This is a genomic window from Streptomyces netropsis (genome assembly GCF_014203545.1).
Taxonomy (GTDB): domain Bacteria; phylum Actinomycetota; class Actinomycetes; order Streptomycetales; family Streptomycetaceae; genus Streptomyces; species Streptomyces netropsis.
The window spans coordinates 125,183-148,294 of record NZ_JACHJG010000017.1 but is presented as its reverse complement, the minus strand read 5'-3'; the positions used below and the strand labels follow the sequence as shown (position 1 = coordinate 148,294).

Here is a 23,112-nt window from a genome sequence, read left to right as displayed (position 1 = left end):
CTGTTCACGCTGCCTCAAGGGCAGCTACCACTTACGCGTCCTTCGAGAGGTTCGGACCCGCACCACCGGTGGCGGACTCGATCGGCGGGGTGTCCGGCAGAGCTGCCTTCTCCTCGCCGCGGAAGGTGAACTTCTTCTCTTCACCCTCACCCTCGGTGCCGACGACCACGATGTGGCCGGGGCGCAGCTCACCGAAGAGGATCTTCTCCGAGAGGATGTCCTCGATCTCGCGCTGGATCGTGCGGCGCAGCGGGCGGGCGCCCAGGATCGGGTCGTAGCCCTTCTTCGCCAGCAGCGACTTGGCTTCCGAGCTGAGCTCGATGCCCATGTCGCGGTCGCGGAGACGCTCGTCCACCTTGGCGACCATCAGGTCGACGATCTGGATGATGTCTTCCTCGGTCAGCTGGTGGAAGACCACCGTGTCGTCGACACGGTTGAGGAACTCGGGCCGGAAGTGCTGCTTGAGCTCTTCGTTGACCTTGGCCTTCATCCGCTCGTACCCGGTCTTGACGTCGCCCTGGGCGGCGAAGCCCAGGTTGAAGCCCTTGGAGATGTCCCGGGTGCCGAGGTTCGTCGTCATGATGATGACGGTGTTCTTGAAGTCGACCACGCGGCCCTGCGAATCGGTCAGGCGACCGTCCTCCAGGATCTGCAGCAGCGAGTTGAAGATATCCGGGTGGGCCTTCTCGACCTCGTCGAAGAGGACGACGGAGAACGGCTTGCGGCGCACCTTCTCGGTGAGCTGGCCGCCCTCTTCGTAACCCACGTATCCGGGCGGGGAACCGAAGAGCCGGGAGACGGTGTGCTTCTCGCTGAACTCCGACATGTCGAGGGAGATCAGCGCGTCCTCGTCACCGAAGAGGAATTCGGCGAGCGTCTTGGACAGCTCCGTCTTACCGACACCGGACGGGCCCGCGAAGATGAACGAGCCGCCGGGGCGCTTCGGGTCCTTGAGGCCCGCACGCGTGCGTCGGATGGCCTGGGAGAGCGCCTTGATGGCGTCCTTCTGGCCGATGACGCGCTTGTGCAGCTCGTCCTCCATGCGCAGCAGGCGGGAGGACTCCTCCTCCGTGAGCTTGAAGACCGGGATGCCGGTGGCCGTGGCCAGGACCTCGGCGATCAGCTCGCCGTCGACCTCGGCGACGACGTCCATGTCGCCGGCCTTCCACTCCTTCTCGCGCTTCGCCTTGGCGGCGAGGAGCTGCTTCTCCTTGTCGCGGAGGGAGGCGGCCTTCTCGAAGTCCTGCGAGTCGATCGCGGACTCCTTGTCCCGGCGCACGTCGGCGATCTTCTCGTCGAACTCGCGGAGGTCCGGCGGCGCGGTCATCCGGCGGATGCGCATTCGGGAGCCGGCCTCGTCGATCAGGTCGATCGCCTTGTCCGGCAGGAAGCGGTCCGAGATGTAGCGGTCGGCCAGCTGGGCGGCCTGGACCAGGGCCTCGTCCGTGATGGAGACGCGGTGGTGCGCCTCGTAACGGTCGCGGAGGCCCTTGAGGATCTCGATGGTGTGCGGCAGCGACGGCTCCGCGACCTGGATGGGCTGGAAGCGGCGCTCGAGGGCCGCGTCCTTCTCCAGGTGCTTGCGGTACTCGTCGAGGGTGGTGGCACCGATGGTCTGGAGCTCGCCTCGGGCCAGCATGGGCTTGAGGATGCTGGCGGCGTCGATCGCGCCTTCGGCGGCGCCCGCACCCACCAGGGTGTGCAGCTCGTCGATGAACAGGATGATGTCGCCGCGGGTGCGGATCTCCTTGAGGACCTTCTTCAGGCGCTCTTCGAAGTCACCGCGGTAGCGGGAGCCGGCGACCAGGGCACCGAGGTCGAGGGTGTAGAGGTGCTTGTCCTTGAGGGTCTCGGGCACCTCGCCCTTGACGATGGCCTGGGCCAGGCCTTCGACGACCGCCGTCTTGCCGACGCCGGGCTCGCCGATGAGGACCGGGTTGTTCTTCGTACGGCGGGAGAGCACCTGCATGACCCGCTCGATCTCCTTCTCGCGCCCGATGACCGGGTCGAGCTTGGATTCGCGAGCGGCCTGCGTCAGGTTGCGGCCGAACTGGTCCAGGACGAGCGAGGTCGAGGGCGTGCCCTCGGCCGGGCCGCCGGCCGTGGCGGCCTCCTTGCCCTGGTAGCCGGAGAGCAGCTGGATGACCTGCTGCCGCACCCGGTTCAGATCGGCGCCCAGCTTGACCAGGACCTGGGCCGCGACGCCCTCGCCCTCACGGATCAGGCCGAGCAGGATGTGCTCCGTACCGATGTAGTTGTGGCCGAGCTGAAGGGCCTCGCGGAGCGAGAGCTCCAGGACCTTCTTGGCACGGGGAGTGAAGGGAATGTGACCGGACGGAGCCTGCTGGCCCTGCCCGATGATCTCCTCCACCTGCTGGCGGACCGCCTCGAGCGAAATCCCGAGGCTCTCCAGGGCCTTAGCGGCGACACCCTCACCCTCGTGGATCAGGCCCAGGAGGATGTGCTCGGTGCCGATGTAGTTGTGGTTGAGCATCCGGGCTTCTTCCTGAGCCAGGACGACAACCCGCCGCGCGCGGTCGGTGAACCTCTCGAACATCGTTAATCGCTCCTCAGAGCGGTCAGGCAGTTAGGGGTCGGTCCCCTCCCTGTCCTTCCGCATGCTAGTCCCGCAGGACGGGACAGCTCATTCCAACTGCCGACATCCGTCCGGATCACCCCGCGGTCGGCGGGGAAACCTGCTGCCGAACAGCCGACAACTCCTCCAACCCGATGGTGGGAGACGATGTTCCCGCAGGCCAGGCATATACGCCCACCATCACTACGCCGATGGCGAACGCGTGCCCGGGCCGACACGCCCGCACACAGCCCGACCGCCACCCCGGCGGCCCGCTCCGCGCGCCGTTATATCGCCTCTCCCCACGGGGAATGTCTTACCCGCAAGCACTGACACTCCATGCCGCGCGGGCCCATCCCATCCGCTACGGGCGAACACCCTCGCGCCGCGCGAAGTCTTTATGCGCCCCGCCGGCCCTATACGCAGCGTGCCCAACTATCCACCCTGCGTAACCTCTTGGGGTTTCCACAGTTGCTTCAGTCATGACCGTTGTCCTCCCGCGCCCCTGCGGATCCCTGGACGCCTCGCACCAGGTGGAAGCCTCATACCCATGGTGCCAGTGGCGCCGGTGGTACGAGCACCAGATGGGCTGGCCCACGCTGGGCGGGCGGCCCCTGGAGTTGCTCACCGGGGTGCGCTTCGACGTGCTCGAGGTGCCCGCCGACGCCGGTTTCGCGGTGCTCGGCCGGGTGCCGCGCACCGGGCCGGTCGCGTTCGACAGACAGGCCCGGAAGATGCGGTTCCTGACCGCCGCGGGCAGTGCGGACGAATTGCCGGCACTGCTCGACTGGCTGGAGTGGGGCGGGGTGGCCCTGGAGCTGACCGCGCTGGGCCCGGGCGGCCGGATGGCCGCGCCGGCGCCCGTCGGCGGTGGCCGGGGGCGCTGCGGACGGCTGGGGCCGTCCGGCTCGCGGGAGGCCGTTTGGGTACGGCCTCCCGAGCCGGGGTGCGAGGTCGAGCCGACGCTGCCGGTGACCGGCCTCGGGGGCGATGGGGGCGCCCCCGATCTCGTACGGCTCGTGAGCGCGGCGGCCACGGAGTGCCACCGGACCCGATTGCTGCGTGCCGGAAAGGCGCGCAGGGATCAGCCGACGGGAAATCAGCCGTTGGCCTTCTCGTACGCCTCACGGATGTCGGCGGGGACGCGGCCGCGGTCGTTGACGTTGTAGCCGTTCTCCTTGGCCCACGCGCGGATCTTCGCGGTGTCCTGGCTGCCGCCGGCGGCACCGGCACGCACCTTGCTGCGACCGGCCGCGGCGCGGCCACCCGTGCGACGACCGCTCTTGGTGAACGGCTCCAGCAGCCCACGGAGCTTGTCCGCGTTCGCAGTCGTGAGGTCGATCTCGTAGGTCTTGCCGTCGAGCGCGAACGTCACGGTCTCGTCCGCCTCGCCACCGTCGAGGTCATCAACAAGAAGGACCTGAACCTTCTGTGCCACGGGGAATCCTTTCAGCAGTGGAAAAGGGATTACGAGGGAATAGCAAACCGCCTTTCTCGAAAAAACACAAACCCCCCGGGAAGGTTCAGCCCGCCTTCCGCGTGGGAACCATCGCTTCCGGAGGCATGTGATAGGGGCGCGATTCGGACATAGGCACCGCGATCACAGATGCAGAAGCATCCGGCTGTTGCCAAGGGTGTTCGGCTTCACCCGTTCGAGACCGAGGAACTCGGCAACGCCCTCGTCATAGGAACGCAGCAGCTCGCTGTAGACATCACCGTCCACCGGCGTCTCACCGATCTCGACGAAGCCGTGCTTCGTGAAGAAGTCGACTTCGAAGGTGAGGCAGAAAATGCGGCGCACGCCCAGCCAGCGCGCCGTCTGCAGGAGCTTGTCCAGAACGAAGTGTCCGACGCCGCCGCCTCTGACCGCCGGATCCACGGCGAGAGTGCGGACCTCGGCGAGGTCTTCCCACATCACATGGAGCGCACCGCAGCCGATGACCGTGCCGTCCTCGTCCCGCTCCGCGACCCAGAACTCCTGGATGTCCTCGTAAAGCGTCACCGTGGCTTTGTCGAGCAGGATGCGCTCACGGGCGTAGAGGTTGATGAGCCGGCGCACGGCCGGGACATCGCTGGTCCGGGCCCGGCGGACGGTGACGACTTTAGATAGGGCGGCCTTGGCCGAGGGAGTAGACACAGCCGGACGTTATCGCTCCTCGGCCGTCGGACCGTCCCCGGGCCCGTCCAGTTGCACGATGCGGATGGCGTCCCGCAGTGCATCGCGTTGTTCGGCCGACATCATGCCGAAGAAGGCGACGAGAGCGGCCGCGGGGTTGTCGCTGACGGACCAGGCTTCGTTCATCAGTGCGGCCGAGTAGGCGGCGCGGTTGGAGACCGCCTCATATCGATAGGCGCGGCCTTCGGCTTCCCGGCGCACCCAGCCCTTCTGATACAGGTTGTCCATTACGGTCATCACCGTCGTGTAGGCGATGGACCGTTCCTGCCGAAGGTCTTCCAGGACTTCTCGAACAGTGACCGGTCGGTTCCAGTCCCACACGCGCGTCATGACGGCGTCTTCCAGATCACCCAGGCGTCGAACCACAAGCGAATAATAGTGGCAGATGTCTTGAATGCCGGTTTATCGGGGCAGCGCGAAGGCAGCAAAAAGGGCGTGCGGCCCGAGAATTGTCCTCTCGGGCCGCACGCCCCTCACGGGTGCGGCGATCACCTCTCGGCGACCGGTCAGACGCCGGTGCCCTCGGGCGCCTGTCGAACACCTTCGGCGCGGGCGAGCGCGGCGTCGATGAGAGCGTCTTCCTTGCCCTTGTTCGCACCGCCCTGACTCTTGACGATCGTCACGATCAGCGCGGTGAAAGCCACCGCCATCACCACGGGCGGGACCAGCGCGGACACATAGTCCATGGCCGTCGGCTCCTTCTGAATCCGGATTCTGCGGTTGCTGAACGACGGATCCAGATTACGCGCGCGTCAGGCGGGCCGGGCCTCGGGGGCCAGCGACGCGGGCGGCGCGGCGGGCTTCCGGCGCGGCGGGAACACCTCGCCGGGGGTCGGCACCGGGCGGTCGGGGCGGGGGCCCGTGGGCGGTTTGCCGGGCGGCGCGTCCGGCGCGGGCTTCCGCTCGGGCTTGGCCGCGGGCTTCGGCTTCGGCTCCTGCGCGTCGGCCCCCGCGGCCCGGCCGCCGGCGACGGCGAGCAGGCGGGTGCGCCTGTGTGAGGGCTCCGGGGCCCGCTGCGCGGGCGCCGCGGCCGCACGGTCGGCCAGTCGCGCCCGCACGGACAGCTCGGCGAGGCGCTCACAGCGGTGCAGCAGGGCGCGGCGGCGGTCGGTCTCGGCGTCGCCGGAGGGGACCGCGCACAGGGCGCGGAGCGCCGCGAGGTCTTCCGCGCCGGGCCGGTAGCCCGCCGAGAGGGCGTCCTGGAGCCGCTCCGCGTAGCCGGGCGCGGCGCCCGGCAGGGCGGCGCGGTAGCGGGCGAGGTCGGCGAGGAGGAAGGCGCGCAGCCTGCCGCCTTCCCGGGCCGTCTCGTCCACGGCTTCCATGAGGAGGAGGCAGTCGCGCACCTCCTCGTCCCGCTCGGGACCGGGACGCCGGGGTACGGACTGGGGCTGGAGGGCGATGGCGAGGGCACGGCGCAGCACGCGCAGCTCGTCCGCGCTGAACGCCATGCCGCCGCGGGTTCCATAGGGCGTGGGCATGGGCCGACTTTAAGTGCTAAGCGGACAAATTTCGCTTAGCTTAATAATTCGGGCGTGGCACGGGATGGCTGGGCGCCGCCTGTGTGGGACGGGGTGGGCCGGGCGCCGCCCGCGTGACATGGAGTTCCCCTACCCGCCCCGGAACTGGGCGAGCCCCCAGGCCCCCTTCGTCCTCAGGCTCCCCCAGCTACCGCTGGGAGGTGCCCCCCCAGCAGGCTCGATTTTCGAGCCCGTCCGGCGCTTGACGACCGGGTCCGGGCGGAGCCCGGTTCGGGAAGGGGCCGGCGGGTCAGCGTCGGCGGCGCGCCACGCCCAGGGCGATGACGCCCGCGGAGAAGGCCGTGCCCGAGGTGGTGGCGAGGAGCAGGGTCTTGGAGGTGGCCGCGTCGACCGTGGACGCCGGGGACGCCGGGGAAGCCGGGTCGGGGTCCACGACCTCGACCCGGATGGGCGCGGAGTCGTTCTCCGGGTCCGGGTCGCGGGGCGGGTTGCCGTCGTGGTCGATGATCTCCACCCGGCCCTCGGCGCCCTCGACCTTCTTGTCGATGCGGACGTGGAAGCGCAGCGTCTCGCGGTCCCCCGCCGGGAAGTCGTCGCCTATCGCGCAGACGTAGCTGGGGCCGCCCGCGGGCCCGGCCTTCACCGTGCAGGGATGCCCGCCACCGGCCGGCATGGCCAGCGCGGTGATGGTGGTGCCTTCCGGGGCCGTCACCTCGTACGCCCCCGGGTCGCGCCCGGCCCGCCCGCCGGTCTCCCGGGCGGCCGGGCCGCCGTTGCGCACGCCGAGTTCGACCTCGACGGTCTGGCCGACCCGGCCCGCGACGGGCTGGGCGATGGCCTGGTAGTCGACGAGGCGCGTCGCCTCCTCGGCCTGGGCCCGGGCAGCGGCCAGCCCCAGGCCGGCCGCCAGCACCGCGGCGGCCGCCACCGTCCGCCGCAGTGTCCGTTTCGAGCCCATACGCCTCGCCCATCCCTGTCGCACGATCATGTTCCGTGCCTGTCAGGACAGTTGGAGCGACCGGTTGGTTGCCTCGGATCGTGTGGTGTGCAACTTACCCGGCGGTCGGGGCTCCAGGAGGCCAGATGGCGCCCGTTGGGCCTACGCGCGCGAGACGTTGCGCTCGTAGACCAGCCGCAGGCCGATGAGCGTGAGCCACGGCTCGTGTTCGTCGATGACCGACGCCTCGCCGAGCACCAGGGGCGCCAGCCCGCCGGTGGCGATGACGGTGACGTCGTCCGGGTCGTCGGCCAGCTCGCGCGCCATGCGGTTGACGACGCCGTCGACCTGGCCGGCGAAGCCGTAGAGGATGCCGGACTGCATGGCCTCGACGGTGTTCTTGCCGATGACGTTGCGCGGCCGGGCCAGCTCGATCTTGCGGAGCTGGGCGCCCTTGACGCCCAGCGCCTCGACGGAGATCTCGATGCCCGGGGCGATCACCCCGCCCACGTACTCGCCGCGCGCGCTGACCGCGTCGAACGTGGTGGCCGTGCCGAAGTCGACGACGACGCAGGGGCCGCCGTACAGCTCGACGGCGGCGACCGCGTTGACGATGCGGTCCGCGCCGACCTCCTTGGGGTGGTCCATCAGGACCGGCACACCGGTCTTCACGCCCGGCTCGACCAGGATGGCGGGCACGTCGCCGTAGTAGCGGCGGGTCACCTCGCGCAGCTCGTGCAGGACGGAGGGGACCGTGGAACAGATGGCGATGCCCTCGATCCCGTCGCCGAGCTCCTCGCCGAGCAGCGGGTGCATGCCCATCAAGCCCTGGAGCAGCACGGCCAGTTCGTCCGCGGTGCGCCGGGCGTCGGTGGAGATGCGCCAGTGCTCGACGATGTCCTCGCCGTCGAACAGGCCGAGGACGGTGTGGGAGTTGCCCGCGTCGATGGTGAGCAGCATCAGACGGCTTCTTCCCGGAGGTCCAGGCCGATGTCGAGGATCGGCGAGGAGTGGGTGAGCGCGCCGACCGCGAGGTAGTCGACGCCGGTGTCGGCGTACGCGCGGGCGTTGTCGAGCGTGAGGCGGCCGGAGGACTCCAGCTTCGCCCGGCCGGCGACGAGTTCGACGGCCTCGCGGGTCTGCTCGGGGGTGAAGTTGTCGAGCAGGATCAGGTCCGCGCCCTCGGCGAGGACCGGCGGGATCTGGTCGAGCCGGTCCACCTCGATCTCGATGGGCACGTCGGGGAACTCGGCCCGTACGGCCCGGAACGCCTCGGCGACGCCACCGGCTGCGACGACGTGGTTGTCCTTGACGAGGGCCGCGTCCGACAGCGACATGCGGTGGTTGACGCCGCCGCCGCAGCGCACCGCGTACTTCTCCAGGGCGCGCAGGCCGACGGTGGTCTTGCGGGTGTCGCGGACGGCGGCGCCGGTGCCCTCCAGGGCGTCGGCCCACGCGCGGGTCGCGGTGGCGATGCCGGACAGCCGGCACATGAGGTTGAGCGCGCTGCGCTCGCCGGTGAGCAGGTCGCGGGTGCGGGTCCGCACGCTCAGCAGCTTCTGGCCCGCCGTCACCCGGTCGCCGTCCTCGACGTGCCGCTCGACCTCGAACTCCTCGGTGCAGACCACGGAGAGGATCGCCTCGGCGATGCGCAGTCCGGCGACCGTGCCGGGCTCGCGGGCGGTGAAGTCGCCGGTGGCGACGGCCTCCGCGGGAACGGTCGCGAAGGTCGTGACGTCCTTGCCGCCGTCGAGGTCCTCCTCGATGGCCAGGTGGGCGATGTCCTCGATCTGCAGCGGGTTCAGGCCCGCGTCGGCGAGCAGCTGCGCGAGCTGGGGGTCGAGGCCGCACTCCATGGGGTCGCCGTCGTACTCCTCGCCGCCGCAGCCGCAGGCGTCCCCGCAGCCGCCGGTGGCCGCGGCGGATTCCTCGCCGGGCCGGCCGATCTGGTGCAGGGCGATGTCACGGGGGGTGTCGGGGGTGCTCACGGGGTTCTCCTTGGGGCAGCGGGCGTGACAAGCGGGCTGACGGGCGGGAAGGCGGCCGTTTCCGTCGTGGAGACCGCCAGGGTACGGTCCGGGCGCAGCGTCACGAGGAGGTGGCGGCCCCAGCCGCTGTCGTCACGGTCGGGACGGTCCTCGCGCCAGTGGCAGCCGCGGGTCTCCTCGCGGCGCAGGGCGGCGGCGACCAGGACGCGGGCGACGAGGAGCAGGTTGGTGGTCTCCCAGGCCTCGGTGCCGGGCTCGTCCTGCGCACTCACCTCGGTGTCGATCCGCTCCAGCCGGGCGGCCGCCTGCTTCAGGCTGTCGGCGGAACGGAGGACTCCGGCGCCCGCCGTCATGATGCGCTGGATCTCCAGGCGCGCGGACGGGGCCACGAGGAACGTCGCCGGGCTCTCGGCCGCCGCCGTGCGTGCGTCCCAGTGGGGCAGGGCGCCCGGTGCCGTCGCGGCGATGTCCGCGGCGATGCGCTCCGCGAAGACCAGGCCTTCCAGCAGGGAGTTGGACGCCAGCCGGTTCGCGCCGTGCACGCCCGTGCAGGCGACCTCGCCGCAGGCGTAGAGGCCGTCGATGGTGCTGCGGCCGTGCAGGTCGGTGCGGACGCCGCCGGAGGCGTAGTGCGCGGCGGGGGCGACCGGGATCGGCTCGGTCACCGGGTCGATGCCGTGGGCGCGGCAGGCGGCGAGGATGGTGGGGAAGCGGCTCGCCCACATCTCGGCGCCGAAGTGCCGGCCGTCGAGGTACATGTGCTCGGTGCCCGTCTCCTGCATCCGGCGCATGATGCCCTTGGCGACGATGTCGCGGGGGGCCAGCTCGGCCAGCTCGTGGGCGCCGACCATGAAGCGGTGGCCGTCCGCGTCCACCAGGTGGGCGCCCTCGCCGCGCACGGCCTCGGAGACCAGGGGCTGCTGGCCCTCGGCGTCGGGGCCGAGCCAGAGCACGGTGGGGTGGAACTGGACGAACTCGAGGTCGGAGACCTCGGCTCCGGCGCGCAGGGCGAGCGCGACGCCGTCGCCGGTGGAGACGGCGGGGTTGGTGGTCGCGGAGAACACCTGGCCCATGCCGCCGGTGGCGAGCACCACGGCCTTGGCCCGGACCGCGCCGACGCCGTCGTGCCGGCCCTCGCCCATGACGTGCAGCGAGACGCCCGCCGCCCGGCCCTCGGGGTCCTTGAGGAGGTCGAGGACGAGGGCGTTCTCGACGGTCTCTATCCCGGCGTCCCGGACGGCCTGGACGAGTGCCCGGGAGATCTCGGCACCGGTCGCGTCACCCCCCGCGTGGGCGATGCGGCGGCGGTGGTGGCCGCCCTCGCGGGTCAGCAGGATCTCGCCGGTGTCGGCGTCGGTGTCGAAGGTGGCGCCGGTGGCGATGAGGCGGCGCACGGCGTCGGGGCCTTCGGTGACCAGCGTCCGGACGGCCTCCTCGGAGCAGAGCCCGGCGCCGGCGACGAGCGTGTCGTCGAGGTGCTGCTCGGGGGTGTCGCCCTCGCCGAGGGCGGCCGCGATGCCGCCCTGCGCCCAGCGGGTGGAGCCGTCGTCGAGGCGGGCCTTGGTGACGACGGTGACCTTCGCGCCGGCGGCGGCGCAGCGCAGCGCGACGGTGAGCCCTGCGACACCGGAGCCGATGACGACGACGTCGGCGTCGACCGCCCAGCCGGGGCGGGGCGCGTGGAGTCGTATGCCGGTCATCGCTGCGCTCCGAGGTACAGGGGGATGTTGTCGATCAGGCGGGTGGTGCCGACGCGGGCGGCGACGACGAGGACGGCCTCGCCCGTGTGGTCGTCGGCCAGCTCGGTGAAGTCCGAGGGGTCGACGAGGGCGAGGTAGTCGAGGAGCAGCGGCGGCTCCGCGCGCGCGGCCTGGTCGAGGACCGCCCGGGCGGCGTCGCGGACGGCCGCCGGGCCGACTCCGGCGGCCGCGGCGCCCGTGAGCAGGGCGCGGGAGATCTCCAGTGCCGTGGCGCGGTCGCCCTCGGAGAGATAGCGGTTGCGGCTCGACAGCGCGAGGTTGTCGCCCTCGCGGACCGTGGGCACGCCGACGATCTCGACGGGGAAGTTGAGGTCGCGCACCATGCGGCGGATCAGCGCGAGCTGCTGGGCGTCCTTCTGCCCGAAGAGCGCGACGTCCGGCCCGGTCAGATGCAGGAGCTTGGCGACGACCGTGAGCATGCCGTCGAAGTGCCCGGGGCGCGAGGCGCCTTCGAGGCGCTCGCCCATGGGTCCGGCGGTGATCCGCACCTGGGGCTCGCCGCCGGGGTAGACCTCTTCGACGGCGGGGGCGAAGACGGCGTCGGCGCCGGCCCGCCCGGCGAGCTCGACGTCGGCGTCCAGGGTGCGCGGGTAGCGGTCGAGGTCCTCGCCGGCGCCGAACTGGAGCGGATTGACGAAGACCGTGACGACGACCTGCCCCGCCGGGCCCACCAGCTCGCGGGCGGAACGGACCAGGGTGGCGTGGCCTTCGTGCAGGGCGCCCATCGTCATGACGACGGCGCGGCGGCCCTCGCGCGGGAGGGCGTGCAGCTCCTCGGCGGTGCGCGGGATTCGGGTGGTCACTGCTTGCCTCCGTCCGCGAGGACGCCGAGCAGGTCCTCCGCCAGTTCCGGCTTGAGCAGGCCGTGCGCGAGGGCACGGTCCGCGGTCGTACGGGCCATGGCCAGGTATCCGGCGACGGCCTGCGGCGCGTGCGCGCGCAATTCGGCCACGTGGGCGGCGACGGTGCCCGCGTCGCCGCGCGCCACCGGGCCGGTGAGCGCGGCGTCGCCGCTGCGCAGGGCGTTGTCGAGGGCGGCGCCGAGCAGCGGGCCGAGCATCCGGGCGGGGGCGGCGACCCCGGCGGTGCCCAGCAGCTCCATGGACTGGGCCACGAGCGTGACGAGGTGGTTCGCGCCGATCGCGAGGGCCGCGTGATAGAGCGGGCGGGCGGCCTCCTCGATCCATTCGGGCTCGCCGCCCATCTCGATGACCAGCGCTTCGGCGGCCAGCCGCAGCTCCGCGGGCGCGGTGACGCCGAAGGAGCAGCCGGCGAGGCGCTCGACGTCGACCGGGGTGCCGGTGAAGGTCATGGCGGGGTGCAGGGCGAGCGGCAGGGCACCGGCCCGCCGGGCCGGGTCGAGGACGGCGACGCCGTGCCGGCCGGAGGTGTGCACGATCAGCTGGCCGGGGCGGACGGCCCCGGTCTCGGCGAGGCCGGAGACCAGGCTGGGGAGCGCGTCGTCCGGCACGGTGAGCAGCACCAGCTCCGCGCGCGCGAGGACTTCGGCGGGCGGCACCAGCGGCACGTCGGGCAGCAGGGCGGCGGCCCGGCGCACGGAGGCGTCGGAGACTCCGGAGACGGCGACCGGGCGGTGCCCGGCGAGGCGGAGCGCGGCGGCGAGAGCGGGGCCGACACGGCCCGCGCCGACGACGCCGACGGTGAGCCGGGCGGGGCGGTCCTGCGGGCTCGGGTGCTCCGAGGAGTGGTGTGCGTTCACGCGGCGGTGGCCTTCCGTTCCAGTCCGCGGGGGGTACCGGACGATTCCTTCGTCATGCTACGCGAGAGCGCGCGGACGTCTTCTGGGCGTCGCGGGGCCTGTGGACAACGCCCCGGGCCACCGCCCGCACCCCCTGTGGATAACTCATGGCCGGTGTCGGGCCCGTGCGTCATGATCGGGGCATGGCTGACGAGAACGATCACACGGATGGTGCCCACGACGACGGCCCGCGGGGGGTGAGCCGCGGCCGCAGGCTGGCGGCGCTGCGCGGCTCCGAGCGGGTCCTGTCGGACAGCCCCTTCGCCCGCACGATCGGCGAGCGGTTGGCCCAGCTGACCGCCGAGGCCCCGGGCGCGTACGACCTGGACGGCTGGCTGGATGTCTACGGCGACGGGATCGTCGCCGACCTGGAGGCGCGGACCGCGGAGCTGCTCGGCATGGAGGCCGCGGCGTTCTTCCCCACCGGGACGATGGCCCAGCAGGTGGCGCTGCGGTGCTGGGCGGGCCGCACGGGCAACGACGTCGTGGCGCTGCACCCGCTGTCGCACCTGGAGAAGCACGAGCGGAACGCGTACACGGTGCTTGGCGGACTGCGCCCGGTGCACCCCACGACCGAGCCGCGGACGCCGACGGCCGCGGAGGTCCGCGAGCTGGACGAGCCCTTCGGGACGCTCGCCCTGGAGCTGCCGCTGCGTGAGCCGGGCTTCGTGCTTCCCACGTGGGAAGAGCTGACGGAGGTGGTCGAGGCCGCCCGCGAGCGGGACGCGGTGGTCCACTTCGACGGGGCCCGGCTGTGGGAGTGCGCCCCGCACTTCGGCGTCGGGCTGGCGGATGTCGCCGCTCTCGCGGACTCGGTCTACGTGTCGTTCTACAAGTCGCTCGACGGCATCGCCGGGGCGGCCCTGGCGGGGCCCGCGTCGATGATCGAGGAGGCGAAGGCGTGGCGGCACCGGTACGGCGGCCAGGTCGCCCAGCAGTGGCCGACGGTCCTCGCCGCGCTGGCCGGCATGGACCGCGAGCTGCCGCGGCTGCCGTCTTATGTGGCGCACGCGAAGGTCGTCGCGAAGGCGCTGGGTGAGGCTTTCGGCGCGGCGGGGGTGCCGTGGTTCCGGATCAATCCGGGGGTGCCGCACACCCATCAGTTCCAGGTGTGGCTGCCGTATCCGCCGGAGGTCCTGGAAGAGGCGGGGGTGCGGCTCGCGGAGGAGACCCGCACCACCCTCTTCAACCGCTGGTTCCCGGGTGAGGTGCCGGGCCTGTCCGTCACCGAGGTCACCGTCGCCTCATCCGCACTGAGCTGGACGGCCGAGGACGTCGGAGCGGCTGTCGACGCTCTCCTGGAACGCGTCGCGGCGGGCGGCTGACGAAGAGAGCGAGGGGGTACGGGCCGGGGCGGCTCCGGTGGGGCGCGCGGCGGGCCGCAGCAGCCGGAGCAGTGCCGCCCAACGGGCGCGGCGGGTCGCGGTGTTCTCGTCGACGACCGCCCGGAACTCCCGCCAGGTGCGGAATTCGCGGACCGCCTGCCAGTCGTCGCGCCCCGGGGCCGGCGGTGCGGGCTCGCCGTGCTGGGCGGTGCGGTAGAGGTCGAGCATGTGCTGCTGAGTGGCGTTCATGAGCATCACCTTGCGCCGGTCCCGGGCCATCGGCGCATGGATTGACGAGGACCGTCAATCGACGGCCTGACCTGCGAGAAGAGAGGCACGATGAGCGCATGAGCGTGGACATCGACATCACCGGTCTGCCCGTCGAGCGCATTCGGTTCAGCCCGTCCCCGCTGGCGGAGCTGGGCGCGATGCTGCACGCCCTGTCCGAGCCCGGCCACCACCCCGGGCTGCACCCCTGGGCCACCGCCACGGCCTCCTCTCTCAAGCCGGATCTCGCCGACCGGCTGACCGAGGCCGACTTCCTGTGGCGCTCCTCGCGCTCGGACATCCTGCTGCCGGCCGTCCCCCGGGCCACGCTCGCCGAGGAGCTGGACGACCTCGACCGGCTGGACGACGAGGCGTTCACCTCCGCGGCGTTCGAGATCACCTGCACGACCGGCTACGAGCGGGGCCTGCCCTCCCCGCTGGTCGACGCGGGCCAGCGGGCGCGGGTCCGCGAGCTCTCCGCGGCCCGCGGGCCGCGGCAGGCGCAGTTCACCGACCGGATGCTGGAGAACCCGAGCGCCCTGCGCGCCTGGCTGCGCCGGCTGCTGGAGGACTGCGAGCAGGCGTTCTTCGGCGACAACTGGCAGCGCGTCCGGGTCCAGCTCGCCGCCGACGCACGTCACAAGGCGGACCTGCTGCGGCGCAAGGGCCTGGCGGAGGCCCTGGCCGCGGTCTCCCCCGCGGTCTCGCTCTCACTCGGCGAAGGCCAGTCCCGCATCGTCGTCGACAAGCTGTCGAGCGGCCGGACGACGGCCTACGGGCAAGGGGTGACGTTCCTGCCGACGGCCTTCGGCTGGCCGCATCTCCTCGTCGTGCACCGGTCCGGCTGGCAGCCGGTGATCCAGTACCCCGTCGCGGGCCCCGAACTGCCCCAGCTCACGGCCCCGCAGCTGGTCCGGGAGCGACTGGAGGCCCTCGCCCACCCGGTACGGATGCGTCTGTGCCGCACGCTGGCACGCGGCCCGCACACCACGGGGGAGCTGGCCGCCGCGTACGGGCTGACACCGCCCGAGGTGTCCCGGCACATAGCGGTGATGAAGAAGGCGGGTCTGCTGACGACCCGTCGGCGGGGTCGCTATGTGTTGCACCAGCTGGACCTGACGTTGGTGGCCCGGCTGGGAAGTGACTTCCTGGAGACGGTGTTGCGCTGACCGCTGCGCGGGGCCGTTGCCGCTGCGCGGCGCTTCGGCCGTGGTCGGCTGCCGCCGTCGTTCCCGCTGCGCGCAGCGGACCCGCAGTGGACCTTGTATCGGGGGGTAAGCCTCTCCGCTACCCTCGCGGCAGGCGATCGGAGGGCATCCCTCCGAAATTCGACCAGGGGGTGCACGCGCGATGGCCACGGCGCACGGCTCGGAGACGGCACAGCAGAGCAGCCCGCGGTTCCGCGCGGAGGCACGGCGGCGGATCATCGACGCCGCCAAGCAGGTCTTCCAGGAGAAGGGCCCCGAGGCGCCGCTGGAGATGGTCGCCCGGCGCGGCGGCGTCGGCATCGCCACGCTCTACCGGCGCTTCGCCACCCGCGAGGACCTGCTGCGCGAGGTCTGCCTCGACGTCATGCGGGACGTGACGCACGAGGCGGCCGAGGCCGTTGAGCAGGAACCGGACGCCTGGAGCGCGCTGACCCGGGTCCTGCACCACTGCGTCACCACGCACGCGGCCGGAACGCTGCCGGTCGTCGCGGGCCGGTTCGTGCAGACCGACGAGGTCCTGCGCACCAGGACCGAGTACGTGGACGCGCTGAACGGCCTGCTCGACCGGGCCCGCGCGGAGGGCTCCCTGCGCGCGGAGGTCGACCACGTCGACATCCTGCTCGTCCTCTCGCTGATCTCCCGGCCGCTGCCAGGCATCGAGGCCGAGCTGGGGCAGCAACTCGCCCACCGGTACCTGCGGCTGCTCGTCCAGGGGCTCGCGGCCCCGGAACCGGGCCCGGAGGCGGGCCCCCGGCCCGACCAGCAGGCACTGGACGCCCTGTGGAACGGCGGCGACATCGGTGGAGCGACGGAGGACGGCGAGCGCGACGCGAACGGGCCCCGCGAAGGGCGCTGAACGGCCCGAGGGGGTGGCGTCGCTACTGCGCGCCGCCGCCACCGGCCCGTACGAGACCGCTCTCGTAGGCCAGCACCACCACCTGGACCCGGTCCCGCAGCCCCAGCTTGGTGAGGATGCGGCCCACGTGCGTCTTCACCGTCGCCTCGGAGAGCACCAGCCGCGCCGCGATCTCGCCGTTGGACAGCCCCTGGGCCACCAACAGCATCACCTCGCGCTCGCGGCCCGTCAGCCGGTCCAGCTCCGCGCTCGACGGCTCACCCGCCGCGCTCGGCAGCATCGGCGTGAAGCGGTCCAGCAGGCGCCGCGTGGTGCTGGGCGCGACGACCGCGTCCCCGCTGTGCACCGCGCGGATCGCGCCCAGCAGCTCGGCCGGCGGCACGTCCTTGAGCATGAAACCGCTGGCGCCGACCTTGAGCGCGGAGAAGGCGTACTCGTCGAGGTCGAAGGTGGTCAGGATCAGCACCTTCGGCGCGCCCTCCTGCGCACAGATCCGGCGGGTCGCCTCCACCCCGTCCATCCGCGGCATGCGCACGTCCATCAGCACCACGTCGACATCGGTCCCGCGCAGCACCTCCAGGGCCTCGGCGCCGTCCCCGGCCTCGGCGACGACGTCCATGTCCGGCTGGGCTGCCAGCACCATGCGGAATCCGGTGCGAAGAAGCATCTGATCGTCGACGAGCATCACGCGGATCGACATGCGGGGGTCCCTTTCCTCGGCGCGCGTACGGGCGGCACGCGCGTCCCTCCATACTCCGTGAACGGTGCGGTCGCCGATCAGCGGCCCGCCTTGATCGGCAGCAGCACGCTGATCCGGAAGCCGCCGCCCGCCCGCGGCCCCGCGTCCAGCGTGCCGCCGACCATGCCGACGCGCTCACGCATGCCGATCATTCCGTGGCCCATGCCGTCCGCGCCGCCCTCCTCGTACAGCTCGTGCTGCGCGCCACGGCCGTCGTCCTCGACGAGCAGCCCCAGCCCGTCGTCGAAGTAGGTGAGCCGCACGCTCGCGGCCGCGTCGGGGCCGCCGTGCTTGCGGGTGTTGGTGAGCGCTTCCTGCACGATGCGGTACGCGGTGAGCTCCACCCCGCTGGGCAGCGGCCGGGGGGAGCCCTCGATCCGGAAGTCCACCGGCAGACCCGCGCTGCGCACCTGCTCGACGAGGTCGCCGATCTGCTCCACGTCCGGCTGCGGGACGTACTCGCCGCCCTCGCCGCCCTCGTCGGTGCGCAGCACGCCCAGCAGCCGGCGCATCTCCGCCAGGGCCTGGCGACCGGTGCCGGAGATCGTCTCCAGCGCCTGCTTGGCCTGCTCCGGCGAGGCGTCCAGGACGTACGCGGCACCGTCCGCCTGGACGACCATCACCGAGACGTTGTGCGCCACGACGTCGTGCAGTTCGCGTGCGATCCGTGCCCGCTCGGCGACCACCGCCATCCGCGACTGCTGCTCGCGCTCCTTCTCCAGGCGCGCGGCACGCTCCTCCAGCTGGGCCCAGTAGGCGCGGCGGGTGCGGATCGAGTCGCCCAGCACCCAGGCGAGGACGAAGGGGACGGTGAGGAACACCGTCTGTATGACCTCGCTCGTCAGGCTCCCCTCGTAGGTGCTCCAGCGGATCGTGGCGAGCGCGGGGGCGACGAGGGCGCCGACGAGGGCGTAGCGGGACGCCCAGCGGGTGTTGCCGGACGCGACCGTGTAGATGATCACGAGCATGGCGAAGTCCGCCGGATGCTGGGACACGTCGAAGGCGAGCTGGGCCACCCCGGCGGCCGTCGCCAGGAGGAGCATCTTCTCCGGCGCGCGACGGCGCAGCGCGATCACGACGCACAGCGCGCCGTAGATGACGATCTCCGCGAACACCGAGCCCCGGCCCGGCCTGTCCGACGAGGAGGAGATCACGGTCAGGCCGAGCAGCAGGACGGCCCAGAAGCTGTCCACACCCGTCGGGTGCCTGCGGAGGAAGTCGTAGAGGCGCTGCACGTCACCCAGCGTAGGCACGTGAGGTACGTGCCGGGGTCAACCGGACGATCGATCCCTGTACGTCCCGCCTACTCCGCAAGGTGGAGGCGAGGTGACCGCCGAGGGCGCATAGCGTGTGCGTATGGCACAGGGAACGCGAACCTGGCGGACGGCGGCGGAGACCGCCCTGTACGGGCCCGACGGCTTCTACCGGCGGCCCGAGGGCCCCGCCGGGCACTTCCGTACCTCCGTTCACGCCTCGCCGCTCTACGCCGGGGCCGTCGCCCGGCTGCTGAGCCGGGTCGACACGGCGCTCGGGCACCCGGCGGAGCTGGCACTGACCGACGTCGGGGCGGGGCGCGGCGAATTGCTCACCGGGGTGCTGGCGCAGGTGCCGCCGGAACTCGGGGCGCGGCTGCGCCCGTACGCGGTCGAACGGGCGGCGCGGCCGCCGGGGCTCGACGAGCGGATCACCTGGCTGAGTGACCTCCCCGAGGGCGTGGAGGGGCTGCTGTTCGCCAACGAGTGGCTGGACAACGTGCCGCTCGACGTCGCCGAGGCGGACGCCGGGGGCACGCCCCGCCAGGTGCTCGTGCAGCCGGACGGCGAGGAGCTGCTCGGTGAGCCCGTCGACGGCGAGGACGCCTCCTGGCTCGCCCGCTGGTGGCCCCTGGAGGGCGCGCCCCCCGGCTCCCGCGCGGAGATCGGGCACCCGCGCGACGCCGCGTGGGCGCGGGCGGTCCGCAGCCTGCGGGCCGGGCTGGCGGTGGCGGTGGACTACGCGCACGGCCGGGACCACCGGCCGCCCTTCGGCACCCTGACGGGGTTCCGCGAGGGCCGCGAGGTGCGGCCGGTGCCGGACGGCTCGTGCGACATCACCGCGCACGTCGCGCTGGACGCCTGCGCGGGCGAGGACGGCTCGCTGCTGACCCAGCGGCAGGCCCTGACGGCGCTCGGGGTCGACGGCCGCAGGCCGCCGCTGACGCTCGCCTCCACCGACCCGGCGGCGTACGTCCGGGCGTTGGGCGCGGCAGGCGAGGCGGCGGAGCTGGTGGCCCCGGCGGGGCTGGGCGCCTTCGGCTGGCTGCTGCACCCGGTGGGCGGGGCCTGCGCGGGGCTGCCGGCGGAGCTCGCGGCGGGGTGAGCGCGGCCGGTGCGGCCCGCCTCGGACGCCCCGGACCGCCTCACGCGCGCGTGACTGACAAACTACTCCCCATGGCCCCTACCTCTGAGACGACAGTCGGCATCGGCGGCGCGGCGGAAAGCACCGACATGGTGCTCAACATCGGCCCGCAGCACCCGTCCACGCACGGCGTGCTGCGGCTGCGGCTCGTCCTCGACGGGGAGCGGATCCAGCACGCCGAACCGGTCATCGGCTATATGCACCGGGGCGCGGAGAAGCTGTTCGAGGCGCGCGACTACCGGCAGATCATCATGCTGGCCAACCGCCACGACTGGCTGTCCGCCTTCTCCAACGAGCTCGGGGTCGTCCTCGCCGTCGAGCGGATGCTCGGCATGGAGGTGCCCGAGCGGGCCGTGTGGACGCGCACCCTGCTCGCCGAGCTGAACCGGGTCCTCAACCATCTGATGTTCCTCGGCTCCTACCCCCTGGAGCTGGGCGGCATCACGCCCGTCTTCCACGCCTTCCGCGAGCGCGAGGAGCTCCAGACGGTGATGGAGGAGGTCTCGGGCGGCCGGATGCACTACATGTTCAACCGCGTCGGCGGCCTGAAGGAGGACCTGCCCGCGGGCTGGCTCGGCCGGGCCCGGCACGCGGTCGCCGAGGTCCGCTCGCGGATGGACGTCTACGACCGGCTGGTGCTCGGCAACGAGATCTTCCGGGCCCGTACCCGCGGCGTCGGCGCGCTGTCGCGCGAGGCCGTGCACGCGTACGGGGTCAGCGGGCCCATCGCCCGTGCCTCCGGCGTCGACTTCGACCTGCGGCGCGACGAGCCGTACCTCGCGTACGGGGAGCTCCAGGACACGCTGAAGGTCGTCACGCGCCAGGACGGCGACTGCCTGGCCCGCTTCGAGTGCCTGCTGGAGCAGACCCACAACTCGCTGGACCTGGCGGACGCGTGCCTGGACCGGATGGCCGAGCTGCCGCCGGGCCCGATCAACCAGCGGCTTCCCAAGGTGCTCAAGGCGCCGGAGGGCTCGACCTACGCGTGGACCGAGAACCCGCTCGGGCTCAACGGCTACTACCTGGTCTCCAAGGGCGAGAAGACGCCGTACCGGCTCAAGCTCCGCTCGGCCTCGTTCAACAACATCCAGGCGCTGGTGGAGCTGCTGCCCGGCACGCTGGTCGCCGACATGGTCGCGATCCTGGGCTCGCTGTTCTTCGTGGTCGGCGACATCGACAAGTAGCGGGCGCCGACGAGCACCGACAAACAGCGGGAAGGGCGAGGGCCTCTGAGGTGCCGGACGGCACGTCAGAGGCCCTCGCCCTTTTTGTCGATCGCCGATCGCGCGGCCGCTAGATCACGCTGCGCAGCCCGGCGACGTCGATCTGCTCGGTCTCGTCGTGCGCGGTCAGGTCGATGACCGAACCGTCGGCCGCGGTCTGCGGCTCGGCGCCCTCGGTCCCGGACTCGGACTCGGACTCGGACTCGGGCTCGGGCTCGGGCTCGGGCTCGGGCTCGGGCTCGGGCTCGGGCTCGGCGACGGTCTCGGTCCCGGCGTCGGTGTCCTCGATGTCGGTGTCGAGGTCGGGCACGGCCACGGCCTCGGCCGCCTGACGGCGCTCCCGCTCCGCGAGGGCCTCCTCGCCGACGACGTCCGCGAGGTCCTCCTCCTCGACGGGGCGCGCGGGCAGGGCCGGCGCTCCCTGGGTGCCGAAGAAGTCGAAGCCGCCCTGCGCCCGGGACGCGGTGCGCGCGGGCGCCTGCGGCAGCACGGCCGCCGCTGCGGGCACCGTGCGCTGGTCGCGCACGACACCACCGGTGCCGGGCCTGGGTGCGGGCATGAGGCCGGGCGTTCCGGGCCCCGGCTTCCCCGGACCGCCGGGCTTCCCCACGGGCTGGGGGACCTTGACCGCCTTGGGGTCCGCGGCGTTCGCGGGCTTCTCGGCCTTCTCCAGGGCCTTGGAGGCGGGAATCGCGGCCGCGGGCACGGCCGGCGTCGCGGCGGCGGCCCGCTGGGCCGCGCCGTTGCGCTCCAGGTTGCTGAGGGCGTCGGCGGCCTTGACGAAGGCGGCGGCAGCGACCTGGCGGGCCGACGCCGCGGCCTCCAGCTCCTTGGCGGCCGGAGCGGCGGAGCCCTTGGTGAGCAGCCGCTGGCGCTCCAGGACTCCGGCGCGCTCGGTCTCGGCGGTGGCGTACCGGCGCAGCAGATCGGCGTGCTCGGTGCGCAGCCGTGCCAGCTCGGAGCGCTTGGCGCGGAGCTTGGTCTCCAGCCTGGTGCGCAGGAGACGCGACTCCTCGAGGTCTGTCTCCAGCTCGGCTATGCGCTCCTCGGTCTTCCACTCGTCGCGCACCCGGGCCGCGGTGAGCTGGGCGACGCGCTTGCCGGCGGAACGGTCCCAGCGGCGCATCAGTACGGCGCCGACCACAGAGGCGGCGGCCGCGGCCGCCGCGAGACTGCGGATGAGGACCGTTTCTCCGACCACCCAGGCACCGGCGGCGCAGGCGACCGAAGTCGCGGCGACCGTCGATGAGGGAAGGAGCCTGTGCAGGGGCGGCGAATGGCGGTGGCGTCCTCGTGGCATGGCCTGAAACTTACCGTGCGACGCCCGAAGAGTGTGACCCCACCACCAAACTCTTCTCTTGATCTTACTTCGCCCCTACTTCCCGGCTACTTCGTGAGCAGGCCCTTGTCCTTGAGGTAGCGCGCGGCGACATCCGCGGGCTTCAGCCGCTCCGCGTCGACCTTCTTGTTGAGTTCGGTGAGATCGGCCGTGGTCAGCACCCTGCTGAGCTTCCCGAGCGCATCCGCGATCTCCTGCGAACCGGCCTTCTCCGCATTCACCACCGGCAGTACGTTGTCGGCGTTCTGGAGCTTCTTGTCGTCCTTCAGGAGAACGAGGCCGAACTGTTCGAGGGTGGCGTCCGTGGTGGTGGTGAGGACCATCTGGTCCTTGCCGTCCTTGACCGCCTGCTTGGCCTGGGTGCTGCCGACCTCCAGCGGGTCGATACCGGTGACGTCGATGCCGTAGGTCTTCTCCAGTCCGGGCTGGCAGAAGGGCCGCTGGGAGCATTCGTCGCCCGCCGCGAGCTTGATCTTCTGCTTCGATTTCCCCAGGTCGGAAAGGGTCTTGAGCTGGTGCTCGGCGGCAAAGTCCCGGCTCACGGCGAAGGCGTTCTGATCGACCGCCCGACCGGGGTCGAGCACCTTCAGTCCGCGCGGCTCGGCGAGTTTCCGAAGGGCCTTCACGGTGGCGTCGGCATCGGCCGAGGCGACCGGGGCCGCGTCCTTACCGTTCTGCTTCTTGTTGAGGAATTCGGCGAGCGTCGCCGCATACTCCGGGACCACATCGATCTGGCCCTTCTCCAGGGCCGGTTCGTACAGCTCGCGGGCATCGACCGTCTTGATCCGGGTCGAATATCCGGCGTCCTTGAGCAGCCCCGCGTATATCTCCGCGAGGAGCTTGGACTCGGTGAAGGACGCGGATCCGATCACCAGCGAGCCCTGGCCCGGTTTGGCCGAACCACCACCACCGCCGGACTTCTCCAGGCTGTCGCCGCCGCAGGCCGCGAGGCCCGCGGTCAGGGCGGTGGCGCCGGCCACGGCCAGCAGGGCGCGGGTGGTCCGCGCGGGGCGCGAGGTCCAGCTCATGGGGCACTCCATCCACTTCGGCCGAACGTCCACCTGGGCGGACGCGCGGGTGATCAG

General features: G+C 72.2%; 23 protein-coding genes. 6 read left to right on the top strand and 17 right to left on the bottom strand.

The window, feature by feature from the left end; all coding sequences use genetic code 11:
- Positions 1-31: 31 nt before the first annotated feature.
- On the bottom strand, positions 32-2,557 hold the full coding sequence (locus FHS38_RS31055) for an ATP-dependent Clp protease ATP-binding subunit (protein WP_130878268.1): 2,526 nt from the start codon (positions 2,555-2,557) through the stop codon (positions 32-34).
- A gap of 500 nt (positions 2,558-3,057) precedes the next feature.
- On the opposite strand from FHS38_RS31055, the gene FHS38_RS31050 reads away from it, so the two are divergent.
- Positions 3,058-3,744 (top strand): SCO3374 family protein, encoded by a 687-nt coding sequence (locus FHS38_RS31050; protein ID WP_221495550.1) that lies wholly within the window; start codon positions 3,058-3,060, stop codon positions 3,742-3,744.
- On the opposite strand, the gene FHS38_RS31045 is transcribed toward FHS38_RS31050, so the two are convergent.
- The 11 genes from FHS38_RS31045 to FHS38_RS30995 form a co-directional block, all read right to left on the bottom strand.
- Positions 3,675-4,013 carry a histone-like nucleoid-structuring protein Lsr2 gene (locus FHS38_RS31045; protein WP_130878269.1) on the bottom strand — a complete coding sequence of 113 codons (339 nt, stop codon included), beginning with the start codon at positions 4,011-4,013 and terminating at the stop codon, positions 3,675-3,677. The two genes, FHS38_RS31050 and FHS38_RS31045, sit on opposite strands and share 70 nt — an antisense overlap.
- A 162-nt stretch (positions 4,014-4,175) precedes the next feature.
- Positions 4,176-4,712, bottom strand: a complete 537-nt coding sequence (locus tag FHS38_RS31040) for an amino-acid N-acetyltransferase (protein WP_184739267.1) — start codon at positions 4,710-4,712, stop codon at positions 4,176-4,178.
- A 9-nt stretch (positions 4,713-4,721) separates the two neighbouring features.
- Positions 4,722-5,117: a BlaI/MecI/CopY family transcriptional regulator gene (locus FHS38_RS31035; protein ID WP_184739265.1), complete on the bottom strand. Its 396-nt coding sequence runs from the start codon at positions 5,115-5,117 to the stop codon at positions 4,722-4,724.
- A 140-nt stretch (positions 5,118-5,257) separates the two neighbouring features.
- Complete coding sequence (locus FHS38_RS31030; RefSeq protein ID WP_184739263.1) at positions 5,258-5,437, bottom strand: hypothetical protein; 180 nt, start codon at positions 5,435-5,437, stop codon at positions 5,258-5,260.
- Positions 5,438-5,503: 66 nt separating this feature from the next.
- Positions 5,504-6,229, bottom strand: coding sequence for a hypothetical protein (locus FHS38_RS31025; protein ID WP_184739261.1), 726 nt, complete (start codon positions 6,227-6,229; stop codon positions 5,504-5,506).
- A gap of 289 nt (positions 6,230-6,518) precedes the next feature.
- Positions 6,519-7,187 (bottom strand): hypothetical protein, encoded by a 669-nt coding sequence (locus FHS38_RS31020; RefSeq protein WP_184739259.1) that lies wholly within the window; start codon positions 7,185-7,187, stop codon positions 6,519-6,521.
- Positions 7,188-7,328: 141 nt separating this feature from the next.
- The gene (locus FHS38_RS31015; protein WP_184739258.1) at positions 7,329-8,126 is read right to left on the bottom strand and encodes a type III pantothenate kinase; all 798 of its coding nucleotides are present in this window, start codon (positions 8,124-8,126) and stop codon (positions 7,329-7,331) included.
- Positions 8,126-9,154 carry a carboxylating nicotinate-nucleotide diphosphorylase gene (nadC, locus tag FHS38_RS31010; protein ID WP_184739256.1) on the bottom strand — a complete coding sequence of 343 codons (1,029 nt, stop codon included), beginning with the start codon at positions 9,152-9,154 and terminating at the stop codon, positions 8,126-8,128. Before nadC ends, FHS38_RS31015 begins: the two co-directional genes overlap by 1 nt.
- Positions 9,151-10,854, bottom strand: coding sequence for an L-aspartate oxidase (locus tag FHS38_RS31005; RefSeq protein ID WP_184739254.1), 1,704 nt, complete (start codon positions 10,852-10,854; stop codon positions 9,151-9,153). The genes nadC and FHS38_RS31005 overlap by 4 nt, the downstream gene beginning before the upstream one ends.
- Positions 10,851-11,717, bottom strand: a complete 867-nt coding sequence (gene panC / locus FHS38_RS31000; RefSeq protein ID WP_184739252.1) for a pantoate--beta-alanine ligase — start codon at positions 11,715-11,717, stop codon at positions 10,851-10,853. The genes FHS38_RS31005 and panC overlap by 4 nt, the downstream gene beginning before the upstream one ends.
- Positions 11,714-12,634 (bottom strand): Rossmann-like and DUF2520 domain-containing protein, encoded by a 921-nt coding sequence (locus FHS38_RS30995; protein ID WP_184739250.1) that lies wholly within the window; start codon positions 12,632-12,634, stop codon positions 11,714-11,716. The genes panC and FHS38_RS30995 overlap by 4 nt, the downstream gene beginning before the upstream one ends.
- Positions 12,635-12,816: 182 nt before the next feature.
- Here FHS38_RS30995 and FHS38_RS30990 point away from each other — a divergent pair, with 182 nt between their 5' ends.
- Positions 12,817-13,998, top strand: coding sequence for a threonine aldolase family protein (locus FHS38_RS30990; RefSeq protein WP_184739249.1), 1,182 nt, complete (start codon positions 12,817-12,819; stop codon positions 13,996-13,998).
- On the opposite strand, the gene FHS38_RS30985 is transcribed toward FHS38_RS30990, so the two are convergent.
- Positions 13,918-14,247 (bottom strand): hypothetical protein, encoded by a 330-nt coding sequence (locus FHS38_RS30985; RefSeq protein ID WP_184739247.1) that lies wholly within the window; start codon positions 14,245-14,247, stop codon positions 13,918-13,920. The two genes, FHS38_RS30990 and FHS38_RS30985, sit on opposite strands and share 81 nt — an antisense overlap.
- Before the next feature lie 98 nt (positions 14,248-14,345).
- Here FHS38_RS30985 and FHS38_RS30980 point away from each other — a divergent pair, with 98 nt between their 5' ends.
- On the top strand, positions 14,346-15,434 hold the full coding sequence (locus FHS38_RS30980) for a DUF5937 family protein (protein ID WP_184739245.1): 1,089 nt from the start codon (positions 14,346-14,348) through the stop codon (positions 15,432-15,434).
- 181 nt (positions 15,435-15,615) lie between these two features.
- Positions 15,616-16,329, top strand: coding sequence for a TetR/AcrR family transcriptional regulator (locus tag FHS38_RS30975; protein WP_184739243.1), 714 nt, complete (start codon positions 15,616-15,618; stop codon positions 16,327-16,329).
- 22 nt (positions 16,330-16,351) lie between these two features.
- Here the strand turns inward: FHS38_RS30975 and FHS38_RS30970 are convergent, their stop codons facing one another.
- Entirely contained in the window at positions 16,352-17,029 is a 678-nt protein-coding gene (locus FHS38_RS30970; protein ID WP_184739240.1) for a response regulator, read from the bottom strand.
- Positions 17,030-17,106: 77 nt separating this feature from the next.
- Positions 17,107-18,303: a sensor histidine kinase gene (locus FHS38_RS30965; RefSeq protein ID WP_184739238.1), complete on the bottom strand. Its 1,197-nt coding sequence runs from the start codon at positions 18,301-18,303 to the stop codon at positions 17,107-17,109.
- 121 nt (positions 18,304-18,424) lie between these two features.
- On the opposite strand from FHS38_RS30965, the gene FHS38_RS30960 reads away from it, so the two are divergent.
- Positions 18,425-19,426 (top strand): SAM-dependent methyltransferase, encoded by a 1,002-nt coding sequence (locus FHS38_RS30960; RefSeq protein ID WP_184739236.1) that lies wholly within the window; start codon positions 18,425-18,427, stop codon positions 19,424-19,426.
- A gap of 71 nt (positions 19,427-19,497) precedes the next feature.
- Entirely contained in the window at positions 19,498-20,649 is a 1,152-nt protein-coding gene (locus tag FHS38_RS30955) for an NADH-quinone oxidoreductase subunit D (RefSeq protein ID WP_184739234.1), read from the top strand.
- A 109-nt stretch (positions 20,650-20,758) separates the two neighbouring features.
- Here the strand turns inward: FHS38_RS30955 and FHS38_RS30950 are convergent, their stop codons facing one another.
- Together FHS38_RS30950 and FHS38_RS30945 are read right to left on the bottom strand one after the other, a co-directional pair.
- Complete coding sequence (locus FHS38_RS30950; RefSeq protein WP_184739232.1) at positions 20,759-21,988, bottom strand: hypothetical protein; 1,230 nt, start codon at positions 21,986-21,988, stop codon at positions 20,759-20,761.
- An 86-nt stretch (positions 21,989-22,074) separates the two neighbouring features.
- Positions 22,075-23,055: an ABC transporter substrate-binding protein gene (locus tag FHS38_RS30945; protein ID WP_184739230.1), complete on the bottom strand. Its 981-nt coding sequence runs from the start codon at positions 23,053-23,055 to the stop codon at positions 22,075-22,077.
- Positions 23,056-23,112 lie beyond the last annotated feature (57 nt).